This is a genomic window from Microbulbifer weihaiensis (assembly GCF_048323715.1).
Lineage (GTDB): Bacteria > Pseudomonadota > Gammaproteobacteria > Pseudomonadales > Cellvibrionaceae > Microbulbifer.
Window position 1 is genome coordinate 68,087 of the sequence record NZ_JBLWFL010000018.1, and the last position, 13,236, is coordinate 81,322.

The 13,236-nt window shown below is 57.2% G+C and carries 10 protein-coding genes; 9 read left to right on the forward strand and 1 reads right to left on the reverse strand.

All coding sequences use genetic code 11. The annotated features are described in order from the left end of the window. Nucleotides 1-231: 231 nt before the first annotated feature. Nucleotides 232-2,784 carry an alpha amylase C-terminal domain-containing protein gene (locus tag ACNKU7_RS16340; protein WP_418298074.1) on the forward strand — a complete coding sequence of 851 codons (2,553 nt, stop codon included), beginning with the start codon at nt 232-234 and terminating at the stop codon, nt 2,782-2,784. Between the two features lie 117 nt (nt 2,785-2,901). On the opposite strand, the gene ACNKU7_RS16345 is transcribed toward ACNKU7_RS16340, so the two are convergent. Beyond that, entirely contained in the window at nt 2,902-5,832 is a 2,931-nt protein-coding gene (locus ACNKU7_RS16345) for an FG-GAP repeat domain-containing protein (RefSeq protein ID WP_418298075.1), read from the reverse strand. Between the two features lie 565 nt (nt 5,833-6,397). On the opposite strand from ACNKU7_RS16345, the gene ACNKU7_RS16350 reads away from it, so the two are divergent. Genes ACNKU7_RS16350 through ACNKU7_RS16385 form a run of 8 tightly spaced genes read left to right on the forward strand, consistent with a single transcriptional unit; the run spans nt 6,398 to nt 13,230 of the window. Further along, the gene (locus tag ACNKU7_RS16350; RefSeq protein ID WP_418298076.1) at nt 6,398-7,111 is read left to right on the forward strand and encodes a thermostable hemolysin; all 714 of its coding nucleotides are present in this window, start codon (nt 6,398-6,400) and stop codon (nt 7,109-7,111) included. Next, nucleotides 7,102-8,622 (forward strand): AMP-binding protein, encoded by a 1,521-nt coding sequence (locus ACNKU7_RS16355; protein WP_418298077.1) that lies wholly within the window; start codon nt 7,102-7,104, stop codon nt 8,620-8,622. Before ACNKU7_RS16350 ends, ACNKU7_RS16355 begins: the two co-directional genes overlap by 10 nt. Next, on the forward strand, nt 8,622-9,293 hold the full coding sequence (locus ACNKU7_RS16360; protein WP_418298078.1) for a TenA family transcriptional regulator: 672 nt from the start codon (nt 8,622-8,624) through the stop codon (nt 9,291-9,293). Before ACNKU7_RS16355 ends, ACNKU7_RS16360 begins: the two co-directional genes overlap by 1 nt. A gap of 1 nt (nt 9,294) precedes the next feature. Next, nucleotides 9,295-10,119, forward strand: coding sequence for an SDR family oxidoreductase (locus ACNKU7_RS16365; RefSeq protein ID WP_418298079.1), 825 nt, complete (start codon nt 9,295-9,297; stop codon nt 10,117-10,119). Then, complete coding sequence (locus ACNKU7_RS16370) at nt 10,119-10,796, forward strand: tetratricopeptide repeat protein (protein WP_418298080.1); 678 nt, start codon at nt 10,119-10,121, stop codon at nt 10,794-10,796. The genes ACNKU7_RS16365 and ACNKU7_RS16370 overlap by 1 nt, the downstream gene beginning before the upstream one ends. A gap of 1 nt (nt 10,797) precedes the next feature. Continuing rightward, a complete protein-coding gene (locus tag ACNKU7_RS16375) occupies nt 10,798-11,460 on the forward strand; it encodes a response regulator (protein ID WP_418298081.1) in 663 nt (220 codons plus the stop codon). Then, on the forward strand, nt 11,457-12,890 hold the full coding sequence (locus tag ACNKU7_RS16380) for an ATP-binding protein (RefSeq protein ID WP_418298082.1): 1,434 nt from the start codon (nt 11,457-11,459) through the stop codon (nt 12,888-12,890). The genes ACNKU7_RS16375 and ACNKU7_RS16380 overlap by 4 nt, the downstream gene beginning before the upstream one ends. Nucleotides 12,891-12,927: 37 nt before the next feature. Continuing rightward, complete coding sequence (locus ACNKU7_RS16385; RefSeq protein ID WP_418298102.1) at nt 12,928-13,230, forward strand: cupredoxin domain-containing protein; 303 nt, start codon at nt 12,928-12,930, stop codon at nt 13,228-13,230. Nucleotides 13,231-13,236: the final 6 nt, after the last annotated feature.

A 13,236-nucleotide genomic window follows, 5' to 3' on the forward strand; every position in this document is an offset into this window, starting at 1 on the left:
TGGCCGGTATCAGGCGTGTACTGATACCGGTTTTTTTTGTCCTGAAAAAGGTCGGCCGAAAAATCGTGAAGCTACCCAATCGAGATTTGATCTTTGTCACCGAATTCTGCTACGCCCAATAGAGGGAGGATGTGAGGCTGCACGCTGCTTCATTAGGCTGGTGTTATCCGAATCAATGAAGTACCGCATTTCGGATGAAAATAAAGATGTTAATAATAATGGTACAAAGCGATGAAAAATTTTCTCTTATACAGCCGCTACGGATTGCGGGCACTTACCTGCCTGATACTTGTCTTTTCCAGTGTTCATGTCCGTGCCGGCACGGCATTCGTTCACCTGTTTGAATGGCGCTGGAATGACATAGCCAGCGAGTGTGAAAACTTCCTGGGGCCTAAAGGGTTTGATGCGGTTCAGATTTCCCCACCACAGGAGCATATCAGCCTGGATACCTGGTGGGCGCGCTACCAGCCGGTAACCTACGCCAATCTCAACAGTCGTAGTGGCAGCGAGGCTGAGTTGGCGAGCATGATTCAGCGTTGTCATGCGGCCGGCGTGAAGGTGTATGCGGATATGGTGATCAACCATACGGCCGCCTGGGCTCAGGGTGGAACGGGCTGGGGGGGAACACCCTGGAGCGTTACCAATCATCCTGAATTTTCACCACAGGACTACCACTCGAACTGCACCATTAACAATTACAACGATGCAAACCACGTGTGGAATTGCCGGCTAAGCGGCCTGCCGGACCTGAATACCGGATCAGCTTACGTGCAGGACACTCTCGCTGCCTATTTCAATAAATTGAAATCTCTGGGTGTGGATGGCTTCCGCATCGATGCCGTGAAACATATGGCCCCAGGCGACCTGCAGGCGATACTCGCTAAGGCCGGGAACCCCTGGGTATTTTCCGAAGTAATCGGTGCGGCCGGGGAAGCGGCGGCAATCCAGCCTGGCAACTACACCTTTCTCGGGCATGTGACCGAGTTCAAATACGGTACCGATGTCGCGAGTAACTTCAACGGGCAGATCAAAGACCTGGCCAGTATCGGAGAAGGCTGGGGGCTGCTGCCTTCGGGGAAAGCAGTCCACTTTATCGATAACCATGACCGCGAGCGTGGCCATGGCGGCGGCGGCAACCTGACGTACAAGGACGGGCCCCTCTACAATCTTGCCAACGTGTTTATGCTCGCGCATCCGTACGGTTATCCAAAGGTTATGTCTGGATATGTATTTACCGATACGGATATAGGCCCACCTGCAACAGGTCCACAGGACTGCACAAGCAGTGCCTGGGTCTGCCAGCACCGCTGGGGCAACATTGCGAATATGGTGGGCTTCCGGAATTTTGTGGATGGCACGGCCGTGTCCAACTGGTGGGACAATGGCAATAACCAGATTGCTTTCGGCCGCGGTAATAAAGGTTTTGTGGTCATCAACAATGAAAGTGGCACGCTCAACCAGACCCTGTACACAGGGCTCCCTGCGGGTAATTACTGCAACGTACTCGCCGGTGAAGAGGCCTGCAGCGGGGTATCAATTGCGGTCGACAGCAATGGCTATGCAAACTTTTCCGTGGCTGCCAATTCCGCGGCGGCCATTCACGGCGGAGCGCTTGATACACCCTGCAACGACTGCGTGAAGCAGAATTTTCCGCAACTGTACTTCCGCGGTACTGCCAACGGCTGGGGGGCGTCGCCAATGGAATTGGTGGCCGACAACACCTGGCAGATCCAGATTGCCTTCGATGGCCAGGCGGATCAGCGCTTCAAGCTGGACGTCAACGCAGACTGGGCCGAGAACTATGGTGATGACGGTGCCGACGGTGTACTGGAACAGGCTGGTGCCGACATATATACGCAGGCCGTGGGCAACTATCTGCTGGAGGTGAATGATCAGAGCATGACCTTCAGCCTGATACCGGCCGGTGTACAGCCCCAACCACCGACGGCCAGTGTCACGCCTGTGGCCTCCACGATAGCGGTCAATGAGGTGTTGTCGCTGGATGCCAGCGGTTCCAGCGACAGCGATGGCAGCATTGTTTCCTACACCTGGAGTAGTGGTGGGGCGGGTATGACCAGGCAATTGAGCTACACCAGCGCAGGTACCTATTCCGAAACGGTTACTGTGACGGATAACGACGGGCTTTCCGACAGCGTTACGGCCACTGTTACCGTGACCAATCCGCAAGAGGGATTTGCCTCTAATTTTGCCAGCCTGAACTTTCGCGGCACGCCGAATGCCTGGGGCACCCATTCGATGACTCTGGTTGCTGACAACACCTGGCAGGCAGTCATTGTGTTTGATGGCAGCGCCGATCAGCGTTTCAAGTTCGATATCTCAGGGGACTGGAGCCAGAACTATGGCGACACCAATGGCGATGGCTCACTGGAGTTTGGGGGAGGTGATATCTATACCTCGGTAAGCGGTACCTATCAGGTGCAGGTCAATGACCAGACACTGGCCTATCAGCTCAGTTGTGTTGATTGCACTGATTACCAGTCCAGGTTGCCCTCACTATATTTCCGCGGCACGCCAAACAGCTGGGGCAGCGCGGCCATGACTCTGGTGGCGGATCACGCTTGGGAGCTGGAGGTGAACTTTGACGGACAGCCAAATCAGCGCTTCAAGTTCGATGTGAATGCCGACTGGTCAGAAAGCTACGGTGATGGCAATGGGGATGGTGTATTGGAGCAGGGTGGATCCGATATCTACACGGCGGTTTCTGGCAGCTTCAGGCTCAGGGTGAATGATCAAAGCATGACTTTTAACTTGATTGCTCAGTAGTTTCCGGGTGCTGGAACTATGGGGCGTAAGGTTTAAGGTTTTAATGTAGTTATATGTGGTTGAAAGAAAAAAGGGGTGCCAAGCACCCCTTTTCCGATTGGTCGGTACGAAATTTTCCTAGCGGGTTACATTGATTGAGTAGTAGGTGCCATAACTCAATTCCGGGACGTCGTCACCATTGATATCCACCCAGTGCATACTGTTCTGCGACTGCATGAACAGCATGTAGGGTGATTTGGAAACTGTTTTGCCAGTGGTCGAGTCAATTTCGACAAACTGGCTGCGGGAATTGTAGTAATAGTTGTCGTTTATGTTTAACAGGATATTGCGATTGCCGGATCCGTAATCCTGTACGATCATGTTTTGAATGGTGCCTTCAATCTCGGACGCGCTGCGGAAACTTAGGTCGTGATTCAGCACCACTATCCAGCTTCTGTCGGAGTAATAGGTGGCACTCAGGATGACTTCAAGCTTGCCGTCGTTGTCAATGTCACCGGTGACAATGTCCTGGATGCTTGCGTTTGCAAGCTGCACAGATTTATCCGCGTCTTTAATCGCTAACGCGATATTTTCCAGGCTCTGAGTAAATTGCTGGGTTGCTTCGCCGTCTCCCGGCAGGTAAACCGTAACAGTTTTGTAGTTGCCGGCAATGACCTGATCCTTGTCGTTGCCATCGAGGTCAGCAACAGCCAGGCTATTTCCACTTTCGCGGTCAATTCCCCACAGCAGAACCTGATTCTTCGGGTCGTAGGCATTTACGTCGCCACTTGAGCTCAGGATGACGAAGTCATCGTCCTGATCAGAGTTGATCTTGCCTTTTGCAACCTTCTGTGCGGAGTAAGTCATTTGCGGGGCACTCCAGATAATGGACTCCGAGAAAAAACTGTATACCGAAGGTGTCCTGCTGGAAGCGAACAGTAATTCAATAGTTCCATCCTGGCCCAGATCGCTGAGTGTGCCGTCGAAGTTGCCTGAATAGCCGGTCAGTGGTGTCGACCATTCCAGCGCTCCATTCAAGGGATCCATCTGGATGGCGCGATTACCCGATGTGTATGTAGGTGTATATGAGCTGGCGCTGCCGAAAAACACGAGCCTGTCACCTTTACCATTGAAGGTCGCAAACTCCCCGCCAGTGAATGCACCGGAAATATCGTAGAGACTATCTGACTGCCACTCGATTTCGATGCCGGGCTTTTCACTCGCCACAACAATGTGATCCCGATAGTTACTTAGTGCGACGAATTCCAATTGGCTGTCGCCATCGGTATCGGCAATGACAGCTTTCGTGGCGCTATTGGGTATCGCCAGCGTCCAGTCGGTTGTGAATTGCTGCGTGCCTGCGAGATCGAATGAGTACAGGCGGGCCTCACTGCTGTAGGCGGGTAGTGCGAGCATTTCCGCGCTGCCATCGCTATCGATATCGGTGAGTGTGACATCGGAGAAGTATTCCTCGATTTGTGTCTTTATGGATTTGTTGACTGCGTCGAATACCTTCAGATAGCGCTCGCCGATGTTGGACTGGCCTATGATTTCACTGATATTGTCACCGTCAATGTCGCCTACACGGATGTAGTTGCCGAATCCGTCACCAAATAGCCACTCATTGGCATAGTTTGTACCGTTATGGCCGAATATGTAGCCGCCGGATAAAACAATTTCCTGCACACCATCACCATCGGTATCGCCGATGGCGAGATCGGACTGTGCGGCCAGTGGCGAAGACTGCCAGAGTAAACTGAATCCGCTGCTGGTGGATCGGACTTCGAGCTTCTGTGCGCTCGATGAGTAGCGGTCGGAGTTAGCAAGATACACAATTTCCGGATTGTTATCGTTATTTACGTCTGCAATTTCAATACTTTTTATTGACGCTGCGTTGACACCGATAAAATTCCGCAAGCGGCCGCTGCGACCATCGATGATCAATATCTCGGTATAAGCATCTGCCTGGTTTGAATAGTACTCATCATTGGTTAAGCCAACAAAAATTTCGTCTACATCATCGCCATCAATATCTGCAGCGGCAATACTGCTGATATTTCCGTCGGATCCTGTCAGCGCATAGGGATACATCCATTCCTGGATGTAATCGCTGCCGTTGTAACCAATGGTGAAAAGGCGCTGGTTTTTATCGGTAACCAATAATTCTTCTGCGCCGTCACCATCGAAGTCGCCGTGCGCAAGTGCATCATTCAGGTTGTTTTCGAAAACGATTCCACTGCGTGCCAGTGGCGGCTGGCGACTTTCGTCAACTACGCGGATGTTGCTGCCCGCAGGATTGCCGGGAACGTCCTGAATCAGATCCACTTCCCAATAGACGTCCTGATGGGTGTCGAACATAGGGCCGGTAGGTGTCCAGGTAACGTTACCATCCTCATCAATCTGCATGCCGTTGGGGCGCGCATTAAATTTAAAGACGATATCGTCGCCATCGGGGTCTTCGGCACTGAGTGAAAATGAGACTGGCTGCCCGTATTGTACTGTTTCCGGTACCCCGGTAGCCGTGATGGCTCCGGGGCTGTCGCTGACGATGATCGAGTTTGTCTGGAATGCTTTCTGCCCCCCATCGCTGACTTCCACGGTCACTGTTATGGTGTCGCCTTTGACGAAGTGCTCCGAAGACAAGGTATCGCCGGTGATATCTTCCATCGGTTCATTGTTTACCAACCAGCTATAACTGGTGGTCAATGGCTGGCCATCGGCGTCGAAGGTATCTGCGACGGCAGTGACGTCTGTATTGGTAAATGCCTCTTCGGGTGAAAGCGTGAACTCCTGGATTATGGGTGGAGAGTTCTGGATGGTGGTTTCGGTCGTGCGGGAAATGGTCTCGATGCCATCGCTCACCGTAGCGGTTACCTGTACCCGGTCGCCGCTGACAAAGTAATGGCTTTGCAGGTAGTAATAGATCTCTCCTTCTATTTCCTCGCCGTTGACAGTCCAGACGTAGCTCCTGGCGAGTGGGTCACCGTCAGCATCTTCTGCGTTAAGATCGGCTGTCAGAGTTGAGTCGGTAAAGGCTTGGGCTGGTGAAATTCGAAGGCTGGAAATCACCGGGGCGGAGTTCTGCAGTCCGCCAGAGCTGCTTGAAGAGCCGCCAGACGAGCTGCTGCTTGAACTGGAAGAGCTCCCGCCTGAGCTCGAGCTACTTCCTCCGGAACTGGATGAACTGCTCGAGCTGCTGCTCGAGGACGAACTGGAGCCGCCACCTCCAGAACCCCCGCCCCCGCATGCCGCCAGGGAGGTCGACAGAAGTGCGACACACAGCAATTTGAACTGAAATTTATTGGCAGGTGCCTTCGTCATCATTCTGATTCCCTGTAAGCGGTTAGGCGAGCTTATTGTTTTATCGATCCGGTATGGATCGGATTTACGTTCTTATGAGTGCCATCGATATTCGATAAAAAGCAGGGGATGCGCAAGTTTTAGTGAGGTCTTTTGCGACGAAGTGGCGTCTGCTTCACTAGCCACGGCGGTGCGTGGAGGAAGATGCAGGTAGCCTTAACCGACGTCCTCCCTAAAACCTTAAGTTTCCCTTAATTTCCCCCCCATACACTGCCTCATATCCAATAACCCACCGCGAGCTTCGATGTCAGTGGCTCAGGTAAGGAGACAGGCAGTGGAAGTTTTGAAAACCCCGGGATCACAGGAAGTTTCCAGCCGTTACAGTGCGGTCATCAGCCGTGCCGGGCGCGCGGGATTCCAGCTGACGAATACCGCAGACGGTGAGCGGCTGGCGCTTGAGTGCTATATCGCCCACTGTTTTGCCGATGCATACGGCGCCAATGTGAAGAGTTTCCTGCCGTTGCTGCTCGCGTATGGGGAGGGGGGAGATTTCCGTTCCGCCCTGGGCCTGCGGCGGGCAGACAGCGGCACGCTGTTTCTTGAGCAATATCTCGATGAACCCGTGGAATCCCGCCTGAGTGCCGCCGCCGGCATGCCAGTGGCGCGCGCCCAGGTCGTCGAGATCGGCAACCTGGTTTCCAGTGCGCGCGGCAGCAGCCGCATGCTGTTCCTGATGCTCGCCGAGCTTATGGTTGCGGCTGACCTCTCCTGGGCGATCTTCACTGCTACCCCCGAAGTACACCGGCTCCTGCAAAAACTCACCGATAACCAGCTGTCCCTGTGCCGCGCTGACGGTGCGAGGCTGGGGACCGCATTGGCTGACTGGGGTACTTATTACGATACCCGGCCAGTAGTCACCGCGATCAATGTCGCAGCTGAGCGCGAACGGCTACTGCAGCGCCCCCTGGTCAATGAGCTGCTCGAGGCGTGTCGGCCACAGGCCGAAGCATTTGCGCCGATTCTGCGAGGAAGCACGTCATGCAACTGATCGAAATCCTGCGCCGCCACGCGCGCAACAATGGCGAGCAGATTGCCCTGTTGGGCGAGCACGGCGGTTCCACCTATGGCGGGCTGATTGAAGAGGTGGAGCAGCTGGCCGCGGAATTGCGCCGGCGTGAGATCACCGTACTCGGTCTGCATGCGGACAACGGTGCCGCATGGCTGCTGCTGGATCTTGCCTGCCAGCTTGCCGGCGTGGTGTCGGTGCCACTGCCGGGGTTCTTTTCCGCCGGACAGCTAAGCCATACCCTGCGCGAAAGCGGGATGCAGGCACTGCTGACTGACGACTGCGCCCGCTTTACCGCGCTGGCTGAAGTTGGACTTGTGAGCGGAGAGCTGGCCGGTCTGGCATTGCTCGAGGTAGACGCCGGTGGCGCGCCGGCTCTGCCACAGGGTACGGCAAAGATTACCTTTACCTCCGGTTCCACCGGGACACCGCGCGGAGTCTGTCTGTCAGCGGAAACCCAGCTGTCCACCGCGGAGGCCCTGGCGGTGTCGTTTGCCGAGCTCGGTGTGGAGCGGCACCTGTGCGTGCTGCCCCTGGCCACGCTACTGGAAAACGTGGCCGGCGCTTACACCTGCTGGCTGCTGGGCGGCACGCTGCTGGTACCGGGGCTTGGTGCCCTCGGCCTGGGGGGCAGCTCACAGCTGGATGTGGCGAAACTCTGCCATTGCATCAGCGAGCAGGCGCCCCACAGCCTGATACTGCTGCCGCAAATGCTGAAAGCGTTGCTCGGGCAGATCCAGCAAGGTTGGCTGCCCCCGGACTCCCTGCGGTTTGTCGCCGTGGGTGGCGGCAAAGTGGCACCGGAATTACTGCGCGCTGCGCGCTGCCACGGCCTGCCCGTGTATGAAGGCTACGGGCTGTCGGAATGTGGCTCCGTGGTGGCATTGAACCTGCCCGGTTCCGATTGCCTGGGCGCGGCGGGGCGGCCGCTGCCGCACTGCGAAATCTCGGTGCGTAAAGGTGAGATCCATGTCCGCGGTCCGCGCTACCTCGGTTACCTCGGCAGTGATGAGGTGCAGCACGAGTGGCTGGCCACCGGCGATCTGGGGGAGGTGGATGCCGCAGGTTTTGTACACATCACCGGGCGCAGCAAGAACATCCTGATCAGCGCCTACGGCCGCAATATTTCCCCGGAGTGGATCGAGAGCGAAGTACTGCAGTCACCACTGGTACTGCAGTGTGTGGTAGTGGGGGATGCCCAGCCTTATTGCAGTGCGCTGATTTTTCCCATGCCCGGCAGCGCGCCGGCGCAGATAGATCAATGGCTGGGTGAACTCAATCGCAGCCTCCCGGACTACGCGCGCGTACAGCGCTGGGCGCCACTTCCAAGGCCCCTCGGTTTTGCCGAGGGGTTACTGACTGCGAACGGCCGGCCCCGGCGCGAGCGCATAGCGACGCAATTCGGCGATCTGATCCATGCACTTTATTTCGAGCCGGGAAGTGAATCCCCACTCAATCCTTCGTCTGACCACCTGAACCCGGGAGTTGCCTGATGAGTTTTTATGCCCAGTTACAAGCGCAGACTGAAAGCCAGCGCCATTCACTGCTCAGTGTGCCGCTGATCCAGCGGGGCGCGCGCGGCGAGATACGCCTTGAGGAATACGTCGGCTTCCTGTCACAGGCCTACCACCATGTAAAACACACCGTGCCCTTGATGATGGCCTGTGGTGCGCGCCTGGGCGAAAGCCAGGAGTGGTTGCGGGTGGCGCTGGCTGAGTACATCGAAGAGGAGACCGGCCATCAGGAGTGGATCCTGAATGACATCGCGGCCTGCGGTGCCGATGCCGATGCCGTGCGTCGTAGCCGCCCGAACCTGAGTACCGAGCTGATGGTGGCCTACGCCTACGACACCATCGCGCGCGGTAATCCGCTCGGCTTTTTTGGCATGGTCAATGTACTCGAAGGCACCAGTATCCAGCTCGCGGACTCGGCCGCCGGTGCGATCCAGGAGTCTCTGGAATTGCCGAATGCGGCGTTCAGCTATCTGCGCTCCCACGGCGCCCTGGATGTGGGCCATGTAGAGTTTTTCCGCGGCCTGATGGATCGCATTGAAGACGCGCGGGATCAGGCGGCCATCGTCCACAGCGCGCGGGTGATATACCGGCTGTACGGGGATATTTTCCGCGAGGTAGAAAGCCTCGCCTGCGTTCCGGAGGCGGCGTGACATGCGTAAAGATGCATCGACAGCCACAGTTCTGCTTACCGGTGCGGCCGGCGGTATCGGCAGTGCCATCGCCCGGCTGCTGGCGGCGCAGGGGTATTCCCTGTTGCTGCAGGGGCGCAACCAGGAGCGCCTTGAGACCCTGCGGCTGAATCTTCCGCACCCCGAGCGCCACCGGACAATGGTGGCCGACCTCACCGACAAGGCGCAGCGTCAATCCCTGGTAGAGCGCTGCCAGGCGCTTGCCGGCGGGGTGGATGTGCTGATCAACAACGCCGGCGTTTCCCAGTTCGCACTGCTGGAGCATATCGATGACGCCAGCCTGCGCGAGGTGCTGGAAACCAACCTGCTGGTGCCGATCGCGCTGACGCGGGATCTGTTGCCGTTGCTGGCGCAGAGCCGGCACGGCGCGGTGGTGAATATCGGCTCCGCCTTCGGTCATATCGGTCACCCCGGATTCTGCCTTTATGGCGCCAGCAAGGCGGGCCTGCATGGATTCAGTGAAGCCCTGCGCCGCGAGCAGGGTGACAGCGGTGTGCAGGTGCACTACCTGGCGCCGCGTGCAGTGGATACGACCCTCAATAGCGATGCCGTGAAGAACCTGAACCGGGCACTGGGCAATCACAGTGATGCGCCGGAAACCGTGGCCGCACAGTGCCTGAAGCTTTTGCAGTCCGGCAGCAGTGGCCGACGCTTTATCGGCTGGCCTGAACGGCTGTTTATCAAGGTCAACGCGCTACTTCCCGCCGTGGTGGATTCCGCGTTAATCAAAAAACTGCCGGTGGTGCGTGAATACGCCGCCGGGAAAAAACCGCAAGGAGAAATCTGATGAACACTGCCTTTGTGAAGGTTTCGATTAAACGCACCTGGATGTCGCTTGCGATGCTCGTTTGGGCGGGGCTCGCGGCAACCACCAGTTGGGCGTCGAATCCATCTGACACGCTGGTTTCACTGCAGCGGGAGTGGGCGCAAATCAAATACCGGCTGCCGGAAAAGCAGCAGGCCGCGCAATTTGAAAACCTGATCGGCCGTGCCGAGGCGGCGACCAGCGCCAACCCAAACAGCGCAGATCTGTGGGTATGGAGCGGCATCATCCGCGCCTCTTATGCCGGCGCAAAGGGTGGCCTGGGTGCCTTGTCCGCAGTGAAGGCGGCAAAAGCCGACCTCGAACACGCCATCGCCCTGAATGGCAGCGTGCAGGACGGCGCGGCCTACACCAGCCTCGGCAGCCTCTATTATCAGGTGCCCGGCTGGCCAATCGGCTTTGGCGATGATAAAAAAGCGGAAACCTTTCTGAAGAAAGGCCTGGAGTACGGCGCCAATGACATCGATGCCAATTACTTCTACGCCGACTATCTTTTCAAGCACAAGGATTATCCCCGGGCGATGGAATACCTCAGCAAGGCCGAGCACGCGCCCAAAGACCTGGCCCGCCCACTGGCGAGTGAAGGGCGCATGGGGGAAATCCTGAAACTGAAAGCGCTGATCCAGGAAAAACTGCACTAACGTGAGACTTCTGCTGATCGAAGATGACCAGTCACTGGCCGACGGCATTTCCACGGCACTGCGCCATGCAGGTTATGCCGTCGACCACGCCGATCTGGGCGCGCGCGGTGTCGCACTGGCGATGGCGGCGCATCCTGACCTGGTCATTCTGGATCTCGGCTTGCCGGATATCGACGGCGTCGAGGTGTTGAAACAACTGCGCCGGCGCCAGTTCAAGTCGCCAGTGTTGATTCTTACCGCCCGCGACGACCTGACCTCGAAAATTGCCGGCCTGGATGCCGGCGCCGATGATTACCTCACCAAACCCTTTGCGGTGGATGAGCTGCTGGCGCGGTTGCGGGCACTGGAGCGCCGCGTCGGCGGCGTTACCACCGCGGAGCTTCGCATCGGCGATGTCGTGATCAACACCGCTTCCCACGAGGTCACCTGTGGCGACCGGGCGGTGAAGCTGTCACGCCGGGAATTTGCCCTGCTGCGCGCGCTGGCCGAGCGGCCGGGGTTGATCCAGAGCCGCGAGCAGCTGGAAGAAAAGCTCTACAGCTGGGGCGAGGAAGTCGCGAGCAACACGGTGGACGTGCATATCCACAATCTGCGTAAAAAGCTGTACCCGGAACTGATCCGCAATATTCGTGGCGTGGGCTACAAGCTGGAAAACGGCCAGTGAAGTCCATCCGCATTTTCTTGCTGATCGCGCTGCTTTCGACCATCACCCTGGTGAACTTTGTATCCGCATTGCACGGCTATCGCGCGAGCATGGATGAAGCCCAGGCGCTGTTCGATCGCCAGATTGCAGCGACCGCCCGGATGCTTGCCTCTGTTGCCGGAACGGGCGTGGAGGCGCAGGAAAAAGTTACGCAAGTAGTGACGCAAAATGACCTGCTGGCGTTTCAGATCTGGCGCGACGACGGATCGCTGTTGTTGCGCTCGGAAAACGCACCCGGCGCCCACATCGCAGAAGGGAAAACCGGGTACAGCGAAGTCAATTTCTCCGGTTATCGCTGGCGTGTGTTTGGCCTGCACGACCTTCCCAATGCGCGTTGGATCTATGTCGCCGAGCGGGTAGACCTGCGCTACAACCTGGCGGATGAAGTCATTCTGGACTCGGTGTTGCCGATTCTCCTGGGACTACCGGTGGCGGGTTTGCTGATCTGGCTGGTGGTGGGGCGGGGCCTGTCGAGCCTGCGCCGGCTGGCGCGTGCGCTGCGCAATAAGCGGGCGGAAGATTTCCGTCCGCTGCCGGAGGACAATGCGCCCGCGGAACTGCTCCCGGTGATTCACTCCACCAATTCACTGCTGCAACGCCTGCAGGCCTCTTTTGAGCGCGAGCGGCGCTTTTCCGCCGATGCCGCACACGAGTTGCGCACACCCATCAGTGCGATCCAGATCCATGCGCACAATCTTGCACAGGAAATCACCGAGGCGGGTATCTCACCGCAGCCTGAATCCCTGCCACGCCTGCAGCAGAGCATTGAGCGCATGGCACATCTGGTGGAACAGATGCTGGATCTGTTTCGCACCACGCCGGAACATTACCCGGCACGCTTTGAGCAGATTGACTTGCACCGTCTGGCGCGAAATGTCATTGCCGAGCGCTACGAACAGTTCGACCGGCGCCAGCAAACGGTGGAGTTGAACGGGCATTCGGCGTCGATGCGCGGTGACCAGTTTGCCCTGACAATACTGTTGCAGAACCTGCTGGCGAACGCCGGTAAATATACCCCGGAAGGCGGCAGGATCCTGGTCACAGTGCGGGCTGGCGATTCAGGTCTACGCCTGTGCGTGGAAGACTCCGGGCCGGGAATCGCCGCAGAAGAACGTGAACGGGTTTTCGAGCGCTTTTATCGGGTCGGCGGCGATCGCCACGGCTCGCTTGTCGCCGGGTGTGGGCTGGGCCTGTCGATCGTCCAGCATATCGCACAATTGCACAAAGCCAGGATTACCCTGGGTGACTCCAGCCTGGGGCAGGGGCTTGCCGTGCAGGTTGATTTCCCCAACGTAGATACAGACGTAGATGCGGACTTAGAAGCAAGAGATAACGGTATCGGCAGCGCCGAACAAAGCGTAACGCCTGGCAAGGAGAATTCCATTGGCTGAATGTCGCTGTTTCAGAGCCCGGCTGTGGATCCCGGTTATCTGGTTTCTGCTGTCACCGGTACAGGTATTGGCGGATCGCCCGGTTGTCACCCTGGAGATCCGCGATCACCTGTTCTATCCATCGGAACTAGTGGTTCCTGCAAATACCAAAATCAAGTTGATCGTCCACAACCTCGATGGGACCCCGGAAGAGTTTGAGAGCTATGAGCTCAACCGGGAAAAAGTAATCATGGGTGGGAAAAAAGCGGTGATATTCATTGGTCCGCTGGCGCCCGGAGAGTACCCCTTTTTCGGCGAATTCAACCCAAAAACGGCCCAGGGAAAAGTCATTGCACAGTAAAGAATT